Annotated in this window: 21 protein-coding genes and 1 pseudogene; 4 read left to right on the top strand and 18 right to left on the bottom strand. The window is 70.2% G+C overall.

From position 1 onward, the window contains the following. Positions 1-178: 178 nt before the first annotated feature. The 3 genes and pseudogenes from BT341_RS47795 to BT341_RS45125 all read right to left on the bottom strand — a co-directional run bounded on the left by BT341_RS47795 (position 179) and on the right by BT341_RS45125 (position 3,931). On the bottom strand, positions 179-472 hold the full coding sequence (locus BT341_RS47795) for a L,D-transpeptidase (RefSeq protein WP_143168451.1): 294 nt from the start codon (positions 470-472) through the stop codon (positions 179-181). 2,165 nt (positions 473-2,637) lie between these two features. Next, a pseudogene (locus tag BT341_RS47790) lies at positions 2,638-3,159 on the bottom strand (protease pro-enzyme activation domain-containing protein); the annotation flags it as partial. A 334-nt stretch (positions 3,160-3,493) separates the two neighbouring features. Then, positions 3,494-3,931 carry a hypothetical protein gene (locus BT341_RS45125; RefSeq protein ID WP_177328700.1) on the bottom strand — a complete coding sequence of 146 codons (438 nt, stop codon included), beginning with the start codon at positions 3,929-3,931 and terminating at the stop codon, positions 3,494-3,496. Positions 3,932-4,358: 427 nt separating this feature from the next. On the opposite strand from BT341_RS45125, the gene BT341_RS00915 reads away from it, so the two are divergent. From BT341_RS00915 to BT341_RS00905, 3 genes are all read left to right on the top strand, one after another. Further along, positions 4,359-4,898, top strand: coding sequence for a hypothetical protein (locus BT341_RS00915; RefSeq protein ID WP_072474444.1), 540 nt, complete (start codon positions 4,359-4,361; stop codon positions 4,896-4,898). A 431-nt stretch (positions 4,899-5,329) separates the two neighbouring features. Continuing rightward, entirely contained in the window at positions 5,330-5,878 is a 549-nt protein-coding gene (locus tag BT341_RS00910; protein WP_072474363.1) for a helix-turn-helix domain-containing protein, read from the top strand. 185 nt (positions 5,879-6,063) lie between these two features. Then, positions 6,064-8,409: an ATP-binding protein gene (locus BT341_RS00905; protein ID WP_072474443.1), complete on the top strand. Its 2,346-nt coding sequence runs from the start codon at positions 6,064-6,066 to the stop codon at positions 8,407-8,409. A 41-nt stretch (positions 8,410-8,450) separates the two neighbouring features. Here the strand turns inward: BT341_RS00905 and BT341_RS00900 are convergent, their stop codons facing one another. Continuing rightward, positions 8,451-9,677, bottom strand: coding sequence for a cytochrome P450 (locus BT341_RS00900; protein ID WP_072474442.1), 1,227 nt, complete (start codon positions 9,675-9,677; stop codon positions 8,451-8,453). A 797-nt stretch (positions 9,678-10,474) separates the two neighbouring features. Between BT341_RS00900 and BT341_RS44040 the strand changes: the two genes are divergently transcribed. Further along, on the top strand, positions 10,475-10,711 hold the full coding sequence (locus BT341_RS44040) for a hypothetical protein (protein WP_143168449.1): 237 nt from the start codon (positions 10,475-10,477) through the stop codon (positions 10,709-10,711). Between the two features lie 86 nt (positions 10,712-10,797). Here BT341_RS44040 and BT341_RS00895 read toward each other — a convergent pair whose 3' ends face one another. The 14 genes from BT341_RS00895 to BT341_RS00840 form a co-directional block, all read right to left on the bottom strand. After that, positions 10,798-11,223: a hypothetical protein gene (locus BT341_RS00895; RefSeq protein WP_143168448.1), complete on the bottom strand. Its 426-nt coding sequence runs from the start codon at positions 11,221-11,223 to the stop codon at positions 10,798-10,800. A gap of 85 nt (positions 11,224-11,308) precedes the next feature. Continuing rightward, the gene (locus tag BT341_RS00890) at positions 11,309-13,324 is read right to left on the bottom strand and encodes a tetratricopeptide repeat protein (protein ID WP_072474440.1); all 2,016 of its coding nucleotides are present in this window, start codon (positions 13,322-13,324) and stop codon (positions 11,309-11,311) included. 50 nt (positions 13,325-13,374) lie between these two features. Beyond that, a complete protein-coding gene (locus BT341_RS00885; protein ID WP_072474439.1) occupies positions 13,375-14,091 on the bottom strand; it encodes an HAD family hydrolase in 717 nt (238 codons plus the stop codon). Positions 14,092-14,160: 69 nt separating this feature from the next. Beyond that, positions 14,161-15,393, bottom strand: coding sequence for a methyltransferase domain-containing protein (locus BT341_RS00880; RefSeq protein ID WP_072474438.1), 1,233 nt, complete (start codon positions 15,391-15,393; stop codon positions 14,161-14,163). Beyond that, a complete protein-coding gene (locus BT341_RS00875) occupies positions 15,390-15,860 on the bottom strand; it encodes a helix-turn-helix domain-containing protein (RefSeq protein WP_072474437.1) in 471 nt (156 codons plus the stop codon). The genes BT341_RS00880 and BT341_RS00875 overlap by 4 nt, the downstream gene beginning before the upstream one ends. Beyond that, positions 15,857-16,078 (bottom strand): hypothetical protein, encoded by a 222-nt coding sequence (locus BT341_RS44035; protein WP_143168445.1) that lies wholly within the window; start codon positions 16,076-16,078, stop codon positions 15,857-15,859. Before BT341_RS44035 ends, BT341_RS00875 begins: the two co-directional genes overlap by 4 nt. A 72-nt stretch (positions 16,079-16,150) precedes the next feature. Beyond that, the gene (locus BT341_RS00870) at positions 16,151-17,425 is read right to left on the bottom strand and encodes a tetratricopeptide repeat protein (RefSeq protein ID WP_072474436.1); all 1,275 of its coding nucleotides are present in this window, start codon (positions 17,423-17,425) and stop codon (positions 16,151-16,153) included. Further along, positions 17,422-17,982, bottom strand: a complete 561-nt coding sequence (locus BT341_RS00865) for a helix-turn-helix domain-containing protein (protein ID WP_072474435.1) — start codon at positions 17,980-17,982, stop codon at positions 17,422-17,424. Before BT341_RS00865 ends, BT341_RS00870 begins: the two co-directional genes overlap by 4 nt. Before the next feature lie 146 nt (positions 17,983-18,128). Beyond that, complete coding sequence (locus tag BT341_RS00860; RefSeq protein WP_143168444.1) at positions 18,129-18,686, bottom strand: hypothetical protein; 558 nt, start codon at positions 18,684-18,686, stop codon at positions 18,129-18,131. Positions 18,687-18,796: 110 nt separating this feature from the next. Beyond that, positions 18,797-19,237, bottom strand: coding sequence for a hypothetical protein (locus BT341_RS00855; RefSeq protein WP_072474433.1), 441 nt, complete (start codon positions 19,235-19,237; stop codon positions 18,797-18,799). 231 nt (positions 19,238-19,468) lie between these two features. Continuing rightward, positions 19,469-20,506, bottom strand: coding sequence for a trypsin-like serine protease (locus BT341_RS00850; protein ID WP_072474432.1), 1,038 nt, complete (start codon positions 20,504-20,506; stop codon positions 19,469-19,471). A gap of 219 nt (positions 20,507-20,725) precedes the next feature. Continuing rightward, positions 20,726-21,622 (bottom strand): SAM-dependent methyltransferase, encoded by an 897-nt coding sequence (locus tag BT341_RS00845; protein ID WP_072474431.1) that lies wholly within the window; start codon positions 21,620-21,622, stop codon positions 20,726-20,728. Further along, positions 21,619-21,891: a hypothetical protein gene (locus BT341_RS44030; RefSeq protein ID WP_143168443.1), complete on the bottom strand. Its 273-nt coding sequence runs from the start codon at positions 21,889-21,891 to the stop codon at positions 21,619-21,621. Before BT341_RS44030 ends, BT341_RS00845 begins: the two co-directional genes overlap by 4 nt. A gap of 214 nt (positions 21,892-22,105) precedes the next feature. After that, positions 22,106-22,612: a hypothetical protein gene (locus BT341_RS00840; RefSeq protein WP_072474430.1), complete on the bottom strand. Its 507-nt coding sequence runs from the start codon at positions 22,610-22,612 to the stop codon at positions 22,106-22,108. Between the last annotated feature and the right edge of the window lie 76 nt (positions 22,613-22,688).

Here is a 22,688-nt window from a genome sequence, read left to right as displayed (position 1 = left end):
GCCGTAGGCGGTCGAGGTGGTGGCGGCCGCGTCGGCGGGCGCTCCGGCGGTGAGCACGAGCGCCGTGGCGCTGGCGATGAGGCGCCGCCAGCGCCGATACCGGCGAGAACGGTTCTGGATGTGCGGACCACGTGGTCCCCCCTTGCCTGAAGTGGCCCGGCCGGGCCTGGATGGGTGTTCACCGGATCAGCACCGGGGACCCGATCGGGACCTGCGTGCTGATCACCTGCAGCGCGTCCGGCGGAATCCGGACGCAGCCGTCAGAACTGGGGCGGCCATAGACGTCGGCGGTGGGCCAGGTGTGCAGGCCCACCGTTCCGGGCCGCCGCCGTAGGTGGAGTAGGTGTCGCTGTGGGCGCCGGTCGGAAGGACGATCGGCGAAAAGGTCGGGCGGACGTCCTTGATGGACGCGAGGATGAACGTGCGGGTCACCGGGGTCGGCGAGCCGGGCTTGCCGACCCCGACCGTCCAGTGCCCGACCCGCGCTCCTTCGCGGTACAGGTCGAGGGTGAACCGGGCGCGGTCGACCTCGAGCCGGTACGAGCTGTGGGCGGTGCTGACGGTGTCGTCAAGGTAGAGCCATCCGGCTCGGTCGTTCGGCCGGGTAGGCAGCAGGACCTCGGCCCACCCGGGTTGCTCGGCGACGACGGGCAGCCAGGTATCGCTGACGAGTTCGGTGGGCGGCAGCGCGGCGATCGCCGGGCCGCCGGGGGCGGCGTAAACCGGGATTACGGCGGTCGGGTGGGCCAGGCGGCCGCTGGGGACGTCGCGCGGCGCGGGTCGGCCGGTGCGGCGGCACGGCGCCGAAGGTGTCGGCGCGGGGAGTCCGGCGAGCTGCTGCGCGTGACCGGCTCGGGCTCGATCACGGCGACGTCGTCGACGTCGATCCCCATGCGTGCGAACGATCCACGCTGAATCACCGCGTCGGATCCGCCGGTGCCGCAGCCGGCCCACGTGAGCGCGCCGAGGACGGCGAGCGCGGCGAGGATGCCGATGGCCCAGCGAGTACCGCGGCGGTTGCGGGCGGACTCGGCGGCTGGGCGGCGGTGGCGGCCGCGGGCGGGCGTGGCCGGGCTGGTGACGTCGACGGCGGTGGGCTGGTCCTGGTGCTCGGTGTCGTCGGCCACGGCGCGACCTCCTTCCTGGTTGAGGTGATGGGGCGAGGTGGCTGCCGCCCCCGGGTCGGCAGCCACCCCGGGGTGCTACTGGCCGAGAGCGGAGACGAAGCCGGCGGGCCGGGGTGCCGACGCCGGTCACCGGGTCCCAGCCGGTGCCGGACTGCAGCGTCTGGGGCTTGCTGTCGAGGTCGAGCAGGTACGAGCCGGACGCCGTGGGCACGGTCACGGATCCGAAACCGGCCATGTACGGCGACCAGATCCCGGCCTTGACCGGCTTCACGTCGGTGATCTGCGCCTTTCCGCTGAGTGCGTAGAGCGCGGCGTTGAGGAAGCCGAGCCGGTCGCCGCCGTGGGCCTGCTGGGCGTTGGCGACCAGGCCGACGAGGATCGGCGCGGCGAGCGACGTCCCGCCGCTGGAGTAGGCGGCGTAGCCCTGCGGGGTGGTGAAGCCGATCGCCAGGCCGGTGTAGGAGTCGGCGAGGGCGGAGATGTCCGGGACGGCGCGGTGGCCGCCGGCGATCGCGGCCGGGACGACACCCTGCTGGTAGTCGGGCTGGTCGTAGATCTTGCTGACGCCGCCACCGGCGCCACCGGCGAAGCGGCCGTCGGCGTCGGTCTGCGGGGTCCAGGCGCTGCCGGACTGGGTGTTTCCGCTGTTTTCCCAGCCGGTCTGGAACTTCACGCGGTTGCTGGCGTCGAGCGCCACCGAGGTGCCGCCGACGGCGGTGACCCACGGGTGCGAGGCCGGATAGCTGGCTTCGGCGCGCCCGGCTGCGGCCGGGGCGGAGTTGTCGCCGGAGTCCCCGGAGGCGAACAGGATGGCCTGGCCCTGAATGGCGGCCTGGACGGCGATGGCGCCGATCTGGTCGCGTTCGGCCTGCGAGACGGTGCTCTCGCCGGGGTAGAGCCACGAGTTGTTGATGACGCTGACCTTGTTGTCGGCGACGGCCTTGTTGAGGGTGTTGAACAGGTCGAGGCAGCTCTTGCCCGCGTAGTAGGTGATCCGCGCGGCCGGGGCGACTTCGTGGATGGCCTGGACGTCGAGCGCCTGCTCGCTGGCCCACGAGTCGGGCCCGCAGCGGTCCTGGTCGGTGAAGGTGCCGGGGAGGACGGCGCTGTACTGGCCGCTGGTCAGCGCCGGTGCGCCGAACTGCCCGGCGGCGCGGTTGGTGTCGCCGACGATGGTGGACAGGTTGTATGCGCCGACGATGCCGACGGTCTGCCCGGCGCCGGTGGCCGAGCTGGGCAGGCCGTAGATCGCGCGCAGCTGGGGGCTGGTGTAGCCGCAGAGGGCGTTGCTCTGCTGACCGGTGGCGTACTTCTGCGGCACGTTCGCGTTGTTGGTCTCGGCCCAGAAGCGGGCGCAGCTGTTGGGGTCGCCGGCCGCCGGGGTGACGCCGGGGCGGGTGCCGTCCGGGCGGATGGCGGTGGCCTGGGCCGGGGTGATGGTCTTGCTCGAGTCGTCGAGACCGAGAACGGCGGTGACGGTGCCGCGGATGGCGGCCGGGACGGTGACGGCGGACTCCGGCGCGGCGAGGACGTGCGTGCGGCCGTCGCGCGTGGTGTGGCGGTAGGTCGCCAGGCTGGTCCGGAACGCGGTCTGCAGCTGGGCGACGTCGGCGTCGGCCTCGACGTAGTGGCGGTTCCCGGCGACGCCGGTCACGCGCAGGCCTTGGCTACGCAGCCAGGTCGTGACCTGGTCGACGCTTTCCTGGGTCGGCCCGAAGCGGGCGAGGAACTCGGCGTTGCCGAGGTGCTGGCCGTACTGCGGCGAGCCCGGCGTGGACACGGCTTTCGCGAGGGCTTCGGCTCCGGCGGGGTCGCGCAGGGCGAGCGCGACCTGAACGCGGCGGTGCTGGCCGGGGTCGGCGTGGCCGACTCGGGCGGCGGGTGTGGCCCAGGTGGGAACCGAGCCTTCGACCGCGGCGCGGCCGTCGGGCGCGGTGTTGTCCTGGGCGGTCGCGGCCGGTGCGGCGGCGATTCCCACGAGTACCGCGCATCCGGCGATGAGGCCGGCCGCGCGGGAAGGTCGTACTGCCATGAATGGCTCCCGTTTCGTTGTCTTTTCCGACGCACCGAGCCCGCTGACGAATTGCCGTTGTGTGCATGCAAGAGATTTCGACCGATGGACGCGTCGATCGGGTCGATTTCCTGCGGTGACCGCGGGTCCCCCTCGGTGTCGGCCAGCAAGGTTGCCGACCTGACCAGCAGCTATGCTTGCCGGACGTCATCACCTTGCATCGGCCTCACTCGCGGTGTCAACCATTTCGGCAGTCATTTTTTGCCGGATTATTCGACGGTTTTCGGCGCACGCCAAGGGCCTCGATCGCGGAATTTAGATCGAGGTGAAGAGTGGCACTTTTGCGTTTTTGGAATTATCCGGTGGTGGGTTCGATTCGTTGTGCGACGAGGTTTCGCTGCGCGCCGCAGACCGACGCGCCGACGCGGGCGACGTAGCCGGTGATCCGCACGCGTTCGGAGTGCGGCGCGGTTCCTGCGCGGACTGCGCCGGACCGGCTCTCTGCGGCCGGTCCGACCAGGGTGAAAACCTGTGAGCCGATGGCCAGTTGAACGCATCCTGGGTGGGGCATCGTCCAGGTGACCTGCCCGTCGATCGTCAGTTCCGGACCGTCGGTGCCCGGCGGCGGTAGTGGAACCGGTGATGCAGGCGGGATCGGCGGCGGGGGAGCAGGAGCGGGCGGAGGCGAGTTGGAGCATCCTGCGAGCGCGGCGGCCGCGACGCCGGCGACCGCGAGAAGAGCGCGCCGATGCCGTCGCGCCGGGGGGCGGGTGGTGTCGTTGCGGCTCTTCATGTTGTCCTTCTGGGGTTGCTCGTCGCTGCACCGTCCAGGGTGGACGGTGCAGCGACGAGGGGGGTGAGCACCGCGGTGGTCACGGTCACCGCGCGCTCGGGCTTGGAGGCTCCGGGGTGTCCCGGGCGATGGCCGCTGCGTCATCCGGCTTCGGCGTGCGAGTGCACTGGGCGTCGTGCCGCGTGGATGGTGTCGGCGGCGAGGATCAAGGAGTTGGGGCAGCGCATTTTCGGCAGGATCGGCGCGAGGACGGCGGCGACCTGGTCGAACGTGGCGAAGCCGGTGCCTAGCAGCCAGAAAGTGTGTGGGCCGTCGGCTCGGCGGACGGCGTAGACCTCGGCGGTGGACGGCAGGTAGCCGAGCGCCCAGCTGCCGGTGAGGTAGGTCGGGGCAGTTCGCTGGGGTCGTCGTCGGGTTCGCGGCGCCAGTGTGCGCCGAATTCCTCGATGCCGGCCAGCGCAGTGCCACCCCAGCCGTCGGGGCGGGCGCGGCGGCGGTCGAGCTGCGCGGCGAGGAACTCGTCGAGGATGACCTCGACGTGGGCTGGGGGCTCGGGGTTGCGTTTCCAGCCGGCGGCGGCGTCGCGCAGGAGGCCGTCCGCGGCGAGGCTGGTGACGAACTCGCGGAGCATCTCGGTGGTGAGGGTGACGTCGTCGAGTTGCTCGACGATGCGCGTGTGCCCGGCGACGGCGTCGACGCGGGAGCGCGTGATGCCGGCGCGGGCTCGCTCGCTTCGGCCGCCGTGGTCCCGGGTGATCTGGCGGGCGGCGGCTTCGGCGTCGGCCCGCAGGCGGCGCGCGAGCGCGACGAGGGTGCCGTCGAGGCGCAGAAGGTCGGCGCCGACGTCGGCTGTGAGGTCGCCGGGCCCGTGGAGCAGGAGCCCTTCGATCGGCTCGGGAACTGGCTCGGTTCGGCGGCCGATTCGAAGAAAGAGCCGGTCGCGGCGATGGAGCCAGGTGTGCGGTGACATGAACGTTCCCCCAAAGGTCCGCTCGCGGTGATGCGGGCTGCATCACCGGTTTTCAGGGCTGACCACCGGCCGGGGTGCTGCCATCTTGGTGTGGCTACCCGGCCGGTGGCCGTCGAGGGCCGCGAGGCGGCACGGCCCAGCTACGCCGTGGACGGCTCCATCCCGCGGAGTCGTCTACGGCACGCAGTGGATCTTGTGACGGTGGTCGTTCCTGGTCCGGCAGGCCGCGAGGCTCGTCGAAGCGCAGGCCGCCAGTTCGACACTGGCGCGCAAGTTCGCGATGATCCTGGAGAACGCTTCCCCTCGGATGCGGACTCTGGTTAGTATTTCCATCGAAGATAGACGAGTTTCGCTAGTTGTCAACCAGACTCAGCATTTCGCAGGTCAGGGAGCTGTTAGTCCCGGCAGGGTCGACCGAGGAGGATGCGGTGACGGGCGGCACGAAGACGTCGGCGGTCGAAGTGAGCGGCCGACCGATTCCCACCATGGGTGAGCGCATCCGCTACCTGATCGAGCACGTCCGCCGGCCGGACGGCAAGAAATATACGCAGCAGGACATCGCCGCGGGGGTCACCAAGTTGACCGGCAAGTCGGTGGACTATGCGTACGTCGGGGCCATGATCAACAACAGGAAGGAGAACCCCACCCGGATCGTGCTGCAGGGGCTGGCGTCGTTTTTCCACGTGCCAGCCAGCTACTTCTTCGACGACGAGGAAAGCGTCAAGATCATCCGCGAGATCGACACCGCGGTGGCCCTCCGCGATCCACGGACTCGGGAGCTGGCGCTGCAGCTGCTGCGCAACACCGAGCCTGCTGACACGCACCTGGTCGCGGAGGTCGTCGCTGCGATGAGCGATCGACCTGCCCTTCGCGGTGCGCTGACGCTGATGCTTTCTCTTGACGAGGCGGATCTGCAGGCGGCCGTGGCGGTGCTCGACGCCGCGTCGCGCTACCGCGGACGCAGTGAGCCGACCTGATTCGGCCTGCATAACCGCGTGAGGTTGCCACCTGCAACTCGCCGGTTCACGGTGTCGCTGACCTGCGGTGATTGTCGGTGGAGCACGTTATGGTGGTGGTCGGGAGGGCGGGTGTATGCCGCCGCGGTGATGCCGAGGCCGTAGGGACCTGGGGGAGTGCACGAGTGCTGGGCAGTTATGCGTCGATGAAGAAGGACGGCGAGGGGCCGCCGGGAGGCGGCCACGAAGCCGAGGGCCAACCGGCGCCGCTGTTGCGCGCCGACCTGTCGACGTTCGTCGGCCGCGATCACGAGCTGCGGGCCGCACGCGAACTCCTGAAATCCACCCGGCTGCTCACGCTGAAGGGTCCCGGCGGGATCGGCAAGACCCGACTCATGCGCCGGCTCGGCTCCGTGATCCAGCAGGAAGGCGTGTACCGCGACGGCGTGGTGCTGGTCGAGCTGACGAACGTGCGCTCGAACGAACTCGAGTCGGCTGTAGCCGAGGCGCTGGGCATTCCGGCGAACTCCGCGAGGCACGGAGCGGCCCGGCTCATCGCCCACCTGAGGACCAAGCGTCAGCTGCTGATGCTCGACAACTGCGAGCACCTGGTTGACGACGAGGAAGACAGCGCTCTGGCGCAGCTGGTCCGCACCCTGCTGGAGGCGGCGGAGGACCTGCAGATCGTCACCACCAGTCAGGCCGCGATCCGGGTGGAGGGCGAGTCGTGGCTGGATGTGCCGCCGCTGTCGGAGGACGAGGCGCTGCAGTTGCTGCGCGAGCGCGCGAGCAACATCAACGTCGTCATCCCACCCGTCGACGACGACAACGCGCGCACGGTCGTCAACCGGGTCGATCGGATGCCGCTGGCGATCGAGCTGATCGCCGGCCGGATGGACACGGTCTCGTTGGCCAGCTTGGTCACGCGCACCAACCTGCTGAGCCTGGGCGGGGGGACCTCGGCCAAGCGCAGCCACCGGAAGCTGGAATGGACGGTCAGCTGGTCCTACGGCCTGCTTGGCGATGCGGAGCAGCGGATGCTGACGCGGCTTTCGCTGTTGGAAGGCAGCTTCGAGCTTGACGACGCAGCGGCGCTCGGCGCGGACCTTGGGAATCAGGACGTCATCGCCGACCTGCTGAACGGGTTGCACAAGCGGTCGTTCATGGTCGCGGAGCGCCACCACGACGGGCTGCGATTCAGGCTGTGGGAGTCGATTCGGGCGTTCGCGTACGAGCAGCTGAGCGACGAGGAAGCCGACGAAATACGCGAACGGCACGCAGACCACTACGAAGCGCTTGCCATCGAAGGTGCCCGGAACTGGTTCGGGCACGACGAAACCGGCTGGCTCGGCCGCTTGAGCGCCGCGTTGCCGAACCTGCGCGTGGCCCAGGAAACCCGGTTGGCGAACCCGCGCACGGTGCTGCAGGGCATGGACCTGTTCAACAACGTCGCGCGGACACGGCTGTTCTACTTCACCGGCCGGTTGAGCGAGAGCAACCTGATGCTGGAAGCCGCCCGCCGGTGGCATCCCGACGAGCCGAGTCACACGCTGGTGAGCGCGCTGAGCTTCACCGCCACTGTGGCGCTGTGCCAGGGAGACCGCGAGCGCGCCGATACGTTGCTGGTGGCAGCGGAGGCGGCGGCCCGGACACTCGGCTGCTTCCACGACTTCGGGCCGCTGCTCTACGCGCGGGCGACCCGATTGTGGCTCTTCGAGCGCGACTTGAGCGTGGCTCGGCAGTCGATCGAGCTGTTCGAGCAGGCCGAACGCTGGTTCCTCGACAACGACGCTCCGGGCGACGCCTGGATGGCCCGCTTGTTCAGGTCGATGGCCGCGGCGATGCTGGGCCTGCGCGACGTCGCCGTGCGGGAGAGTGCCCGGCTACTGGAGGACGCCGAAACCGCCGGCGCCGCCTGGTGCATCTCCTGGGCCAAGTGGACGTGCGCGCTGGTGGAAATGCTGTTCGGCGCGGACCTCGGCCGGGCGGTGCAGCTGGCGCAGGAGGCCTTGGCCGCGCAGCACGAGATGGGCGACAAGTGGGGCCTACTCTGGACAATCTGGTTGATCGCCCTGCTCGCGGCGCGGCTGGGACGGTTGGCACGCGCGGCGAGGTCGCTGGCCGGCGTGGCGAAATTCCAGCAAGAAGCTGAGGTGATCGTTCCGGCCCTGCTGCCCTTCTGGGAGCTGCAGCGCCAGACAGAGGACCTTCTGCGCCGCGAACTGGACTCGTTGCCGACCGAACGGGAGATCGGGCTCGGGCTGAGCCGCGGCAAGGTCATCGAGCTGGCTTTGGAGACCTTATCCGCCCCGCCGGCGCCGGTGGTCAAGGACGAGCGTCCCAACCGGCTGACCGAGCGGGAGTTCGAGGTGGCCCGGTTGCTCGCGGAGGGACTGGCGAACAAGGAGATTGCCGAGCGGCTGGGGGTGACGCAGCGGACCGCGGAGACGCACGTACAGCACGTCGCGAACAAGCTGGGCGCGCGCGGTGAAGGGCGCCGTGGCCGGGTGCTCAAGATCCGCGAGTGGTTCGAAGAGCACCAGCGACGCTGATCGCGGCCCGGAGGTGATCCCGCCTGCATCACCTCCGTCGGTCAGTGCCCGACGTCGAGCAGCGTCGGCAGCCGGTCCCAGCCGTTCATGATCGGGCTTCGCCGCCGGCGGAGTTCGGCTTGGTCGAGCAATACGGCGCGGGGGAAGGCACGCGCGAACGTTTCGATCGTGACTTCGGCTTCCATGCGGCCGAGGGTTGCGCCGAGGCATCGGTGCAGCCCGTACCCGAAGCCGAGGTGCCGGAGGTCGTGGCGGTCGCGGTGCAGGTCGAGTTGGGCGGCGTGCTCGCCGAATTGGCGTGGGTCTCGGTTGGCGCTGTGCAGGGAGATGAGCACGATCTCGCCGGGGAGCAGGGTGATCCCGCCGTACTCGACGGGCTCGGCGACGACGCGGTGCGTGGCCATCCGGACGGGGCTGTCGTAGCGCAGGACTTCGTCGACGACGTTCGGGATGAGCTCGGGGTGTTCGTGGACCAGCCGCCATCGATACCTGCGGTCCTGCAGCAGCGCTCGCAGGGTGTTGCCGATGAGGTTCGCGGTGGTGTCGTGGCCGGCGTTAAGGAGCAGGAAGAGCGTGCCGAGCAGTTCGTCGTCAGCGAGCTTGTCTGGCTGACCGTCGTCGACGTGGATCAGCGCAGAGACCAGGTCGTCACCGGGCTTTCGGCGCTTGTGCTCGATGAGGTCGGTGAAGAAGCCGACGAGCTGGTCGGAGGCGGCCGGGGCCGTGGCCGGGTCGTTGAGGTTGATGGCATCCACGAGGGGGCGCAACGGCTCGCGGGCGTCGGCCGGTACGCCCAGGAGTTCGCAGATCACGGCGAGCGGCAGCGGGACGGCGACCTGGCTGATCAGGTCGACCTCCTCGTGGAGGGGCAGGTTGGCCACCAGGTCGGCGGTCATGTTCCGGAAGACCGGTTCGAGCGCTTTGACGCGCTTGGTGGTGAAGGCGTACATCAGCAGCTTGCGTAGCCGGGTGTGGCGGGGCGGGTCGCTGAACAGGACGTGCGGGCCGAACATGCCCGAGGGATTCCGGTCGCCGTAGCCTGCGGCCTCAAGCTGGTGCTGGATCGCTTTGACCAGGGCCGCGCTGTCTTTGCTGAGCCTCGGGTCGTCAAGGGCCGCGCGTGCGTCGTCGAAGCGCGTGATCACCCAGACTGGGAGCCCGTCGGGCAGAGTGGCGGCAACGACGGCGGCGCGCTCGCGCTCTCGGTCGCCAACCATCAGCGGATCGGTCCAGTAGTCGGAACCGAAGAAGCCGGCGGTGAGGGTCATCTGGTTCTCCTGTGGTGCACGGTGGCTCCGCCGAGACGGGATCTGCTCGGCGTGGAAGGCGCCCCGCGTGATGCGTCGTGGATTCGCGCGGTGGCCCCCCGGCCACGCGGTGGTGCTTCCCCTCGTCCGGCACGCAGTGGTGAGGCGTGCCGAACTTCAGCATCGGCGATCGCCCGGTTCGATTCATCGTCGCTACTACGGAAATAGAACTAAATCGACTACGTAGGGATTTTCACGGCACTACGTAGGAAAATCGGAAAGCGCTACGGAGGCGATTAAGAACCCCCTTTTTACCTGGACTGCAGGCCTTGGCGATTAATCGCGGAAGTGGGACCCTTTTCGATCAGCCGACCGGGCCGTCGATGCATTAATGCAACTTGCAATACTCATGATGCTTCGCAGGGACCTGCTGGTCAGCGGGACCTATCGACGGCTTCGACACGGGGCGTGCGCGCACGTAGCGCCCTCACTGCGCTACTCCGCGCTAGCCTCTTCGCCATTAGCGCATCGTCGGACAAAAACATGACACCGAATGCCCCGCATTGCGTTGACAGTTGCCGCTTTGCGCCTATTGTTGCTACGTCGAGACGATCACGCGTTCGACGGCAGGGGCGGTCCGGTAATTCGGACTTCACGAGCGCGGTGCGGAGTACTGGCGCAGGGGGTCGGTACACCGCTCCGCTTCGGGGAAGGTCGCAGCGGGCCCGCCGCGACCGGCGCGCGGCAACGATCCGGCGCAGACGGCCGGTCGTCTCCTCAGGACCAGGATCGGGACGATCAAGGGGTAGGGATCGATGGTGACAGTTCAACTCGCCGGCCGACACGGCCGCGCCGAAAGATCGGGGGGCAGTTTCCGGCTGACACCCTTCGGCGGCGTCTCGATCGAGCCGATGCCGCCCTCGCGGCCGCCGACCGATGTGCAGGTGATCGGCCAGCCGGAGTTCGATCAGCTGATGCTGCTGATGCCGGACCTCGACCCGGCTCTGGTGAAGAAGATCATGGGTGTGGCGGTCCGCGACGAGCGCACGCCCTGACCGAACGTGTGCAGTGCACTGCCTCGTGGTGGGGTGATCCAGCCTGGATCACCCCACCACCGGGTCCGGATGACCGGCCACGGCGCTTACGCCCGGCGCTCGATCTGCGCGAGCATCTCCAGGATGGTCGGATCGCCGCCGTCGAACGCTGCAAGCTGGTCATACACCTCGGCGGGCAGCCAGCCTTGAGCCAGGCCGCTGTTCAGCGCCCGCCCTGTGAAGGCTGCTGCGAGGTCGAGTTCGGTGCAGACGCCGAGGCGTACGAGGTGCTGGGCGAACTTGCCGTACGGATCGGGGGTCGTCTCGTTCTGGAGGTGCTGCATCGTCAACTCGACCAGGGTCATGGCCAGTACTCGGCCCGGCGGTCCGGCCGAGAGGCCTCGCTCGATCATCGTGTTGGCGATATCGAGGGCGGGGGCGGGGTCGCTGTTCGATGCGACCACGACGATCAGCGCGGCCTCGAGTTGCTTGCCCAGTCGCATTGTTTCTGGATCAGGTCCGGGGAACTGCATGGTGTTGCCTCCGTGACGGTGAGTTCGCCGGCCGTCGGTCCAGTGTGCAGGTGAGCGCCGTCGGGCTGATGCCGGGGGTGTCTGGTCATGCCGTGTCGTTGTTCCGCGGGATCTCGGCCTCATCCGCTGGCGCGAGCTTGGCGAGCGCGGCGCTGGCGAGGGCCAGCGATACCCCGCCGAGGTCGCTTACCAGCGCGATTGCCTCGGTCAGGTAGCTGCGGGCTTGTTCGATGTTGCCGTTCAGGACCGCGACTTCGGCCAAGGCGCGCAGGACGTCTGACTCGTAGGCCGGGGATGCCGAGCGGTTCAGCACCAGCCGGGCGCGGTTCAATCGCTCGACCGCGACGTCGAACCGCTGTCTGTGCGCGTCGATGCGCGCCAGGCCGAGGGCCGTTCGGGCTTCGTCCTTTTCGGAGCCGAGTTCGGCGAACATCTGCTGGGCGATGATGAGGTGCAACTCTGCGTCGTCGTACCGGCCGGCGTGCACGTACGCGTCGCCGAGACGACGGTGTCGGGCTGCAACCCCGCGCGGGATGCCGAGGGCGTCTTCGAGGTGCAGGCTCGCGGTGAAGCACTCGATGGCGGTGTCGAGGTCGTTGCGGGCTTGCGCGATGCGTCCGAGCTGTTCCAGCGCCGCGGACTCGGTGCGCCGGTCGCCTGCGGCCTGCGCGAGGTCGACGGCGAGCTGGTTCTCGCGGGCGGCGAGGTCCTGCTGGTCCAGGTCGAGGTGGGCCCGGCCCAGCTGGTAGTGCAATCGCGACTCGGCGACGGGATCGCTGCAGCGTTGCGCCGCGATGATGCCGAGTTCGTGGGAGCGCAGCCACTCCGCGAAGGGCCTGCGGTAGAGCATCAGCTCCCATAGGGCTTCGCACAGCTGCCAGACGAGTTCGTAGTGCCGGTCGAGGAAGGCGTCTTCGAGCACGGCCAGCACGTTCGGCAGTTCGCCGGTGAGCCAGTCCAGGGCGTCGACGTCCGAGGCGTACGCGGGCGGCTCGTCCGCCAGCTCGTCGGCCATGGGACTGACCCGCCATCGCAGCGGGATGACGACCAGGTTCGCGCGGGTCATCTCGCGCAGGTACCAGCGTGCTGCGCGCGGCACGACGTGGTCGTCGTCGTGGGCGCGCTGGGTGCGTGCGTGCAACCGCACGAGGTCGTGGAAGCGGTAGCGGTCGTTGTGGACTTCTTCCAGCAGGCTGGCGTCGACCAGCGTTTGCAGCGCGAAGGTGATGCGCGGCTCGGCCACGCCGGTCACGGCGGCGGCCAGGTCGGCGCCGAACTCGCGGACCGGGAGCCGGCCTAGCAGTCGGTACAGTTCGGCGACGTGGGGCTCAAGCTCGTTGCGGGCCCAGTCGAGTACCGCCGTTACCTGGTTTTCGGTGCCGGAGAATCGATCGAGAGCGGCCAGTCGGGCTTGTTCGTTGCGCAGCTGCTCCACCACCCGCGATACCGGCCACTTCGGATGGGAAGCCAGCCGCGCCGCCGCCACGAGCAGGGCGATCGGCAGGCACCCGCACAGGTGTGCCAGCTCGGCCACCGCGCCGACGTCTTTCCGGGCCCGTTCGGTACCCAGCAGCTCGGTCAGCAGTACTTCGGCGTGCTCCTGGTCCAGCGGCGGGACCTCGATGAACTGCGCGCCGTCGCTGAACAGCCCCTCCAGGTTCCGGTGGCTGGTGACGACCACGACGCAACCGGCCGACGCCGGGATCAGGGGCCGGACCTGCTGGACCGACACGGCGTTGTCGAGGACGACGACGAGCATCATCCGCCGGGTGGCCGTGATCGTGCGGTAGAGGCCCACTTGTTCGGCCAGCGTGATCGGCACCTGGTCCGGCTCGACGCCGAGCGCTCGCAGGAAGCCGGCCAGTACCAGTGTCGGGGTGGCGGTGGAGTCGGGGGAGAAGCCGCAGAGATCGGCGTACAGGTGCCCGTCCCGGAACCGGTTGGCGTGGTTGCGAGCCCAGGTGACGGCCAGAGCGGTCTTGCCGACACCGCCGAGTCCGATGAGGACTGCGACGCCCGGCCGGGATTCCGACCCGGCGCGGTGCTCGTCGATGAGCTGGTCGAGATCGGCGAGTTCTTCGAGCCGACTGACGAAGTACACCGGCGGTGGTGGTAGCTGGCGTGGGCCATGCGGAGTATCGGCGAGTTCGTTCACGCCCGGCCTCCGCTCGTCGGGCTGGCCGCCGCGGCGTCGGGGACCGGCTGCCCGGCCGCCCATGCCCGGATTAGGGGGACTGCGTCGGCAAGGTCGTGCACCGAGGCGATGCGGCTGCCGCTGTCGGCGGGGTAGTCGACGGGCTGGTCGCTGGTGCGCAGGTGGATGACGCGGGCGCCGGCCGCCCAGGCGCCGTAGACGTCGGCGGCGAGTTGGTCTCCGATGTGGACGACGTGAGCTGGTTCGGCCTGGTGTTTCCCGGCGGTGACGTGCCAGAGCCACCGTTCGGGCTTCGCGCCGCCGAGGAGAAAGCTGGCGTACACCTCGGTCAGGGTGTGGCCGTGTTCGCGCTTGATCGCCGCGACGCGTTCCGGGCCGCCGGTGACAGACATGTTGGACAGCGCGACCACGGGGGCGATCTGGGCAAGTTCCTCGAGGACGTGTTGAGCGTGCGGGTAGGGCTCGTACCCGCGGTGCCACTGGGTCGGCAGGTTGTCGCGGGGGATGAGCAGCTGGTCGCAGAGGCGGCTGGCGAGGTCGGGGGTCAGCTCCGGAGCCCGGTAGAGCAAGCTGCGCACGGTTTCGCCGACGAGGTTGGGCTTGATCGCGGCGAGGGGCGTGAGGTCGGCCAGCTGGGTGCTGGTGGTTCGGCCGGTGAATATGCCCAGGGTGCGGCTGACGTCGACGGTGATCAATGCGACGCGGTCGGGCACGGGCGTTGCTCCTATTCCGGTGGGTGGCGGTGTGGGTGATGCAGGATGGATCGGGTGTGCGGGAGCCGCTCAGTTCGGCGCACCAGCTCGCACGAGCAGGCTGCAGCTCGGGCGGCGGATGCACTGGCCGGGCGGCAGCTCCGTCGCGTCGGCCGGGTAGGCGGTGATCGTGGGGTGGGCCTCGCGGTGGAGCGCCCACTGCTGGATGCGGTCGACGAGGACCGCGGATAGCCGGGCGGAGATGAGGCCGACACCGGCGGCGCCGAGCGTGTACCGGGGGGTGCCGTCGTCGTCGGCGGGGATTTCCCGGCGGGTCAGGTAGGCGATCGTCTCGTTGGCGATGATCGCGGGCGTGGCCTCCGGGAACGCGAGATCCGGCATCATCGTGGTGGGCTGCTGTGTGGAGAGCCCGAACACCGTGCGTTCGGTGGCCGCGAGGTGCAGCCACAGCCGTCCCAGCGGGTCATCGTCGCGGACGACGACGTCGGACCAGGCCACGACGGTGTTGGTGTACCGCTCGGGTTCGCCGAGTTTGTGCCCGGTGACGACCTGGGCCAGGTCGTGGTCCCAGGTGAGGACGAGCTGGCCGCGGGGGCCGATCGGGCTGGTGCGCGGGAGGTCGTGGTTGGCGCCCAGCATCCGCGGGAGCCGGCTCGGTTGGCTGTCGCGGGCTCGCAGGACGCCGTCCTGAAGGGTGAACGCGACGCTGCGCTCGAATCCGCGGAATCGGAGCGGGACGACCAGGCGGCCGCCGGGGGCGAGCTGGTGCACCCAGGTCTCGGGCAGGTCGTAGGAACTGGCGGTGACGATGACCCGGTCGAACGGGCCGTGCCCGGGGGCGCCGTCGTTGCCCTCGCCGGTGATGACCTCGACCTGGTCGTAGCCGTGGGCTCGGAGGGCGGCGCGAGCGCCGATGGTGATGTTGTTCGACCGGTCGACGGTCACGACGCGGTCGGGTCCGGCGATCTCGGCCAGCAGGGCGGCGGTGTAGCCGGTGCCGGTGCCGATGTGCAGGATCTTGTTGCCGGGGCGGACGTCGAGCTGGTCGAGCATCGCGGCGATCACGAGGGGATCGATGCTGCGGCCGTTGTACACGCCGGGGACGTCGCGCTGCGCGTGGTAGAGGTCGGACAGGGGCCGGTCGGGCTGGAACACCTCGATGCGCAGGAGTTCCAGGGCGCTCCGCACGGCGGGGTTCGTTGCGTGGCCGCTGGCGACGATCTTGCGGACCATCGCGGCACGCAGGTTGGCGGATTCGTCGACCTCCGCCGGGAAGTCGCGGGGAGCTTCGTAGTCGGTCATCGGCGTGCTCCGAGGTTGCGGGAGGTCGGTGATGCAGGCTGGATCAGCGGCGCCGAGCGGCCTGTGGTGCGGGAGTCCGGGAGGCTCGCCGAGGCGGTGCGCTCTCCTCGCGCGGACTGCGGTTCCCGGACGGCGCCGGTCGCGGTCACGGGAACCGTTCGGGAGTTCCCGCCGTGAGGCCGGAAGGTGGTGCCGACGTCGGCGAGTCCTTTGTGCATGGTTGAGTAGCTGACGCCGGCGTTGCGGGCGAGCGCGCGGATCGTGGTGCCTGCTTCGTAGGTCTTGCGGTGGAGGCGGTAGTTGCGTCCACTACGGACGACGCCGACCTGCTTGTCGTCGAGGATCTTCTCGATCGTGGCGACGGTGAGGCCGAAGCGCTCAGCGACCTGCTGCTCGTTGTCGCCGCTGGTGTAGGCGTCAACGATCTGGGCGTCGCGCTGTTCGCGGTTGGTCTGGGGGAGAATCATCGCGGGCTCCTCGAGGTGGGCGTGTTTTCCGCGGCGGGCGTGCCGCGCTCACGGGCCGCGTGGGTGAGATGGCAGCCGGTGGACAGGTGCACGGTGGCGGTGACGACGGGGGCAGCCGGTGCGGGGGACAGCACGAGCGTGGTGGCGGCGGCCAGCGCCGCGACGGCGGCGACGGTGTAGCCGAGTAGTCGCCGGCGGGATGTGGCAGGTCGGGACATGAGCGTTTTTCTTTCGACAGCAGGGGTTTCTGGTGCAGGTGATGCGGGCTGGATCGGTTGGGATGGTCCGGCTTAGAGTCGGCGGCGTAGGTCGCGGGCAGCGTGCAGGTCGCGGGCGGCGCCGGGGCCTGCGAGTTCGAGCTGGGCGATGAGGTTGTCGGTGAGGTTGCGGGTGACGGCGGTGTCGTTGAGGGCGTAGGTCGCGCGGGCTACGGCGAGGTCGTGTCCGGCTCGGTAGCGGGTGGCCACCGTGCCCTTGATCAGCGGATGGGTGCGGTCCAGCCTGCGTCTGGCCTCACTGGCGCGTCCGCCGGTCGTGAGCGCGTTGGCCAGGTGAGTGATCGCCCGCACCCGGGCTAGCGAGGACCCGGCCAGCGGGATTCGGGGCATCGCGGCGCACGCGTCCTTCAGGCACTTGATGGCCTTATCGGTTTGCAGGTTGGCGAGGTGGGTCTGGCCGATCCGGCGCAGCAGGGTGGCTTTGCCGTAGTCGTCGACCAGGCGCCGGTGGTAGCTGTGCGCGGCGGTGAAGCTCCGCAGGGCGTGGTCGGTGTCGCCGGCCGCGAGCTGAACCCGACCGCGGGTCGACAGCACCGTCTCGCGGATCAGCCGGTCGGTGTGCTCGTCGAGGCGGCGGACGGCGTCGTCGACCGCTGCGAGGGCGTCCTCGTGGTGTGCGAGGTCGGCGAGCACGGCGGCCTCGCGCGCCTGGAACATCGGGGCGAGCGCGGGGTGCGCGCGTTCGGCGGCGGTGCGGCCGGCCTGCTGGGCGTGCAGGAGGTCGTGGTGATGGTAGGTCGGGCGGCCGAGGTGCCACATCGCCTCTGCCAGCCCGATGACGACCTCGTCGTGCTTCCAGTCGACCAGGGTCGCGATGACGTTGCGGAGCACGTCGTGTTCCCAGGCGAACCAGCCGAGCGGGTCCCAGCGACCTGCGCGCCGCGCGACGGCGGCGTGTGTGACGGGCGGGCTGAACCGGTGGGCGTCGAACGCGAGTGGGACGGCGACCTCGGCGGTCGCGGCGTACCAGTGCAGCAGTCGGGTCCGCTGCTGGGTGCGGATGGAGGGCGGCACGCGTCCGCGCAGGTGTGCGGCGTGCCGGCTGACGCCCGGGGCGAGGGCGTAGCGGCGATCGCCTTCGGGGAGCGTGTGGCGGCCTTCGGGAGGTCGCACGACGTGGTCGTTGGCGCGCAGCCGCTGGAGCGCGGCGATGACGGTGGGCTCGGGCAGTTCGAGCGCGGCCGCGAGTGGGGCGGCGGTCGTGGTGGGGCCCGGGTGGTCGACCAGCACCTCGAAGACGCGCTGGACGGTCGCGGCTGTGGGCCGGTGATCGTGCGGGTCGCTCATCGGAGCCGCCCTTCACCGGAGTCCGCGACGCCGTCCGGAGGGACGGGCCGGGACGGGGACCGGCTCAGTTTCTGCAGCTTGTCGAGGATTTCTTCGGCGTTCACACCGCATTGCCGCGCAGCTGCCACGACCGCTTCCGGGGGCAGCCACAGGCTGATGGGTCCGCTGTGGTTGACGTGGCTCGGCGCTTGGCTGCGCGCCCAGCCGCGCAGCGGCTGCAGCAGGGGATCGTCGGTGTTGGTCAGCTGGTGGAGCTCGACCGGCACGTGCCCGGACTTCTCTGCTTGCAAGCGCCATTCGACGCGGCGCAGCAGGTCGGCGGCGTGGGTGTCCATCGCGTTGCACACCTGGATGAGGGCGCCAACGCTGACGTCGCGTTCGCCCCGTTCCCAGCTCGCGATGGTCTTCTCGGTCTCGACGTGACGTCCGCGTTCGCGCAGACGTCGGCTCAGCTGTGCGCGGGTGGTCAGGCCGGCTTGGAGGCGGGCCTGGCGGAGTTCTTCACCGAGCGCTTGCCGGAAGCGGGTGCCCTCGTCGGTCCGGTCGCGCGCGCTCATCGGGCCCCCGCACGTGCGCCGAGCGGCGGCGGCGTTCGGCTCTCGACGCGACGGACGACGGCGGCGGCCGGTTGCGTGGCGGGGCTCGGGCAGTCCGGTTCGCGGGAGGTGATCACGGGTCTTCTCCTACGTGGGTGGTGCGGTACTCAGTGGCAGCCGAGGCTGGCCAGGAGGGCTCGGGTGCCTGAGTCGGCGGGCGTGATGCCTTCACCGTCGATCTGGGCGCGTTCGGCGGTGAAGGGCCCGAAGTAGTGGCCGGTGCGGTGGAATCGCAGGGGCGGGCCGGCGTGGGCTGGCTCGACGGTGACGGTGGTGTTGTCGAGGTAGAGGTGCGCGGCGGTGTGGCTGCTGTAGTCGGTTCTGGTGAGGCAGCCGCCGCGGTAGGTGTCGAGGTCCGCGCGGGGATTGGCCGGGAGGTCGCCCGCGTCGCCGTGGACGTAGACGGCGACCAGGACCACGAGCGTCCACGGCACCGAGGTCAGTGCCTCTACCCACGCGGGAGACACCAACCGTGGCAGCCGAGACGCGAGTCCCGCGCCGGTCGCCGCGCCGAGAAGGCCCGCCCCGATCACGGCGACGGCGAACTGCGGGTACGGGAGGTAGAACCGGCCGCTCCAGGTCACGGCGGCGGCACCGGCCGCGCCGGCGAGGCCCCACACCGCGACGAAAACCCCGACGCCTTCGTCGTGCTGTGGTGCTGTCACCAAGGGCGCCGTCTGCCGGAAAGCCAGCTGATGATGCAGGCTGGATCGGCAGCGTTCCCGGCGTGGGCGGCGCGCGAAGACGCTGCGGAGCCGCAGCTTCCGGGGCGCGGTCACCGCGAAGCCTTGTCGAGCAGGGCGGCCGAGCCGGCGGTGGTCGGGCGCCGTGGGGCCGCAGCGCCGTGCGACAGGTGTTGACGCGAACCGACGGTCACGGGCCCGGCGGGTCCGGTTGCCGACGTGCGGGGAGCGAGGATGAGCAGGAGATCGTGGTCGGTGTCGGCCGCGGCGACGAGCAGCTCGTGGCCGTCGGGCACGACGTGTTCGCTCAGCCAGGCGAGGGCGACTCGTCCGGCCTCGTCGAGTCGGGCCAGAGTCGTCTCGGATTGGCTGTCAGGCTTCACCGCGGCCTCGACCAGCTCGGGGTCGTCGGCCAAGGCCGGGCGGTGTCCGTGCCGGTGGGCGAGGCAAACGAGCTCGCCGGCGAGCTGGTGGGCGTTGCTCACGCGGGCGAGCACGCCCGGTTCGCGTTGTAGCATCGCGACGGCGACCACGAATCGTCTCTCCTTTGTCCTGGTGGTCGGCGGCCCGGCTTTCCGTGTCATGCGGAAGCCGGGCCGCCTGCCCGGGGGCTGCACCAACGGGAACGTGTCCTGTTCCTGCTGGGCGCCTGCGCCGGGACCGGCCAGGAGGTTGCAGCCTCCCGGCGGACCTGGTGATGCAGGCGGTATCGCCCGGTCCCGGTCGTTACCAGCGGCCGGGACCGGTTTTCCTCAGCGGGGTGTTCACCCGGCCAACGCGTAGGCGGTCTGCGCGTCGGGGGCGGGCTGGCCGTACTGGGCGGCCGAGCTGCGGATGGCGTCCGGAGCGGCGGTTTCGACGCGGATGTCCGGCGCGACGGTGTGCATCGTCTTCACGATCCAGCCGAGGTAGGGCCAGATTTCGGTGTAGACGTTGGCGGTTCCGCAGCGCTGCTCCGGACCGCGCGAGGCGGTCGCCACCAGGACCCAGATTCGGCCGAGCCGCTGGACACCGCCGCCACCGGAGTCACCGGCGCAGGTGCCGCCGCCGTCGGGGGCGACGCCGAGGCAGACCTCGGCGGCGCCGATGCCGGCGCCCGCGCACTGCTGCTTGGCCGTGACGCGGACGTCGGTCTGCTTGAGCAACGGCCCGATGGGGCCGGTCCAGGTGGCGGGGTCCGGGTTGGTCATGCCCCAGCCGAGTTCGCGCACGGGCAGCCACGGCAGAACCGGGGCGACGAGGGCGCCTTCGACGTGGATGGGGTGGGCCAGCTCGGCGACCATGACGTCCCAGACGCGGCCCTGGCTGTCGGGTTCGCCCCAGTTCCAGTCTTTCGGGGGGATGAAGCGCTTGATCCCGACGGACTGTCCCTCGAACCGGTTGACGTTGCCGTAGACGAAGCGGTAGCTGGCCGGGTCGACCGGGGTCGACTTGAGTCCCTCGCCGGCGTGGCTGGCCGGGTCGGCGGGCGCGTCGGCGAGGCCCGCGTTCTCGACCCATGACCGGAACTGGGCGAAGTTGGCCTTGCCCTGCAAGGACATGGCCTGCACCTGCGCCTCGGGCGGCATGACCGTGCCGCAGTGGGCGTTGAGGGCGATGAACTTGGTGTCGCCGTGGCCGTTGGTGCCGAAGGCGTGCGCGGAGCAGGCGCCCCAGTCCTTGTGTCCGTTGTGGTCGAGCTGCAGGGACCCGATTCCGGCGTAGGTCTGCGGCGCGTTCGTGCCGCCGACGATCGCGGATGCCGGTGCGGCTGCACCGGCGACGAGCACGGTCAACGTCGACACCGCGGTGATCGCGCGCACGGCTGTTCTTCGGAGTTGCAAAGTGTGGTTCTCCCTGTCATAGAGCGGTTTCTGCGTGCAGCGGTCGCTGCGGCAGGTCGCGGGATGCCCCAGCCCGGGGCAGGCGGGGGAGGACCTGTGGGCTGTGGCATCCCGCGCGGTCCCGGGTCGGTGCCGGTCCGGGACCGCTTCCCGCCGGCTCGCGGCGGGAAGGCGGTGAAGCGGCTGGCGACGCGAAGGTCAGTCGCCGGGGATGGAAGCGACTACGGCGGCGACGAGCTGTCCGGTCGGGGGGTCAGGTCTCAGGGCCGGGCCGTCGCGCCACCAGAGGTAGGCGGGCACCACGCCGGGCGACTCGTCGATGGCGGGCTGCAGGATCGCCGTGCCGGCGACCATCGCCTCGATCTCCTCGCGGGTCGCGATGCTGCCCGCGTTGAGGGGGCCGTTGTGGAGTTCTTCGTGCAGCTGCCGCGCGGTGGCTGCGAGGTCGGGCGCCTCAGGCTCGAACAGGTGCGTGAGGACGACAAAAGACCCCGGCGGCAGGTTCTTGATGTGCAGCTGAGCCACGGCGGCGGCTTCGACCCGGGAAAACGGGTGGTAGGTGAGGCTGCCGCCGAGGATCAGGCAGACCGGCTCGTCCTTGTCGAGTGGCGTGGTCTGGTCGTGAAGTCCGGCCCAGACCGCTTCGGGGTTCAGGGGGTCGGCCTCGACGACGTTGATCGGGCCTGTTTTCCCGCCGTCGGCGTCGAGGGTCCGCAGGACGGCCAAGGTGACCGGCTCGTAGTCGACGTACCAGATTCGCGCGTCGGGGTTCATCCGGTGGACGTGCTTGTGCAAGAGATCGCCGAAGTTCGGCGACAGGCCGGGGACCGCGATCACCCACTGCTCGACGCGCTTGAACTTGGTGGCGATCCAGCGTGCCGCCCGCTGCAGGAACTCGATCTCCGATTGGAAGACGAAGCCGACGTCCGGCACCTGCCCAAGCAGCTTCGTACACAGGATGCGCTCGTCGTCGTAGTACTCGCTGCCGCCGAGGAAGTAGTTGTAGATGCGGGCGATCATCGGGCGTCCGTGGTCGAGGCCGACCGGTTCGCGGTTGACGCATGCGTCGGCGGCGAATGCGTCCGGCGAGTTCACGAGACCATCCGGATCGGTGGTGTGGCGGGGCCCTGGTAGGTGCAGGTGACGGTCGGGGCGTGGTCGGCGGGGCAGCCGCTGCGGCAGGTGGGCAGGGCTTTGAGACGCGCGGCGACGCGGGCCGCGATGTCGATGACGTCGTCCAGGTCGAAGTGGGTGGGCACGGGCGCGGCGACTTGGCCGTCCGCGCTCTTCGCCGGCGTGTAGGTGACGACCGGGCGTGTGGCGCCGGGCTCGCGGGCGGGAGGTAGGGGGGCGTTGGGATTCACGATGCCTCAGGAGGTGACTTGGTCGATGAGCAGGTGGACGACGAGAAAGTGGACGGCGAAGCCGACGCCGACGATCACGATCAGCGCGAGGCACAGGCCCAGCAGCCGCACGACGTGACCGTGGGGCGTCGGCGCCGGTCTCGGGGAGCCGGGCGCTGGTTGTGCGGGTGCGGTGTGACGGCCGGTGGTCATGTCGGTTCCTTGATCGGCGGGGTCAGGCCGCGCGGGAGTTTGCTGGCGCGGTGATGCAGGCTGGATCGGTCGTGCTGGCGGGGAGTAGGCATCGGCGCGGCGGCAGGTGGCCGAGCAGGACGTTGCCGGGCAGGAGCCGGGCGGCAGCGCGGATGGCGGCTGCCGGCCGGTTCACGAGGGGTGTGGATTCGGGCGGCCATCGGACTTCGTGGTCGGCCGGTTCGAGCTGCACCACGTCGTCGCGGTGGTGCTCGACGGCCGCGGGGTCCGACCGCGCCCAGCAGTCCGTGCAGTGCTCGCGCGGGTCCGTGGCGAGGTCGGCGACGACTGGGCGGCAGGCGGCGCCGCAGCGGGCGAAGACGACGTAGGTGTTGATCAGGCCGAGTGCTGCCGCGTTCGTGCTGTCGAGGCGCATCGGGGTGGCGCCGTAGGGAACGCAGTGCAGCAGCTCGCTGCGGAAGAGGCCGCCAGCGTAGATCTTGCTGTCCGGACGCACTTCGGGCGGCCGCCAGCCGTGGGCCGGGGTCATGACCAGACCTGCCTGCACGAGCTCTGGTCGTTGTGGTCCGGGTTTTCCGACGACCTGGGGACGCCTACGCCGGACG

This window comes from Amycolatopsis australiensis (assembly GCF_900119165.1).
In the GTDB taxonomy this organism is placed as follows: domain Bacteria; phylum Actinomycetota; class Actinomycetes; order Mycobacteriales; family Pseudonocardiaceae; genus Amycolatopsis; species Amycolatopsis australiensis.
Note: the sequence above shows the minus strand (reverse complement) of the source record. Positions and strands in the feature narration are given on the sequence as shown.

Bases quoted from the DNA above. Each gene is read 5' to 3' on its own strand.
- BT341_RS45125 (WP_177328700.1), bottom strand. From the start codon at position 3,931: ATGAAGAGCCGCAACGACACCACCCGCCCCCCGGCGCGACGGCATCGG.
- BT341_RS00905 (WP_072474443.1), top strand. From the start codon at position 6,064: ATGAAGAAGGACGGCGAGGGGCCGCCGGGAGGCGGCCACGAAGCCGAG.
- BT341_RS00900 (WP_072474442.1), bottom strand. From the start codon at position 9,677: ATGACCCTCACCGCCGGCTTCTTCGGTTCCGACTACTGGACCGATCCG.
- BT341_RS00895 (WP_143168448.1), bottom strand. From the start codon at position 11,223: ATGCAGTTCCCCGGACCTGATCCAGAAACAATGCGACTGGGCAAGCAA.
- BT341_RS00880 (WP_072474438.1), bottom strand. From the start codon at position 15,393: ATGACCGACTACGAAGCTCCCCGCGACTTCCCGGCGGAGGTCGACGAA.
- BT341_RS00875 (WP_072474437.1), bottom strand. From the start codon at position 15,860: ATGATTCTCCCCCAGACCAACCGCGAACAGCGCGACGCCCAGATCGTT.
- BT341_RS44035 (WP_143168445.1), bottom strand. From the start codon at position 16,078: ATGTCCCGACCTGCCACATCCCGCCGGCGACTACTCGGCTACACCGTC.
- BT341_RS00870 (WP_072474436.1), bottom strand. From the start codon at position 17,425: ATGAGCGACCCGCACGATCACCGGCCCACAGCCGCGACCGTCCAGCGC.
- BT341_RS00865 (WP_072474435.1), bottom strand. From the start codon at position 17,982: ATGAGCGCGCGCGACCGGACCGACGAGGGCACCCGCTTCCGGCAAGCG.
- BT341_RS00840 (WP_072474430.1), bottom strand. From the start codon at position 22,612: ATGACCCCGGCCCACGGCTGGCGGCCGCCCGAAGTGCGTCCGGACAGC.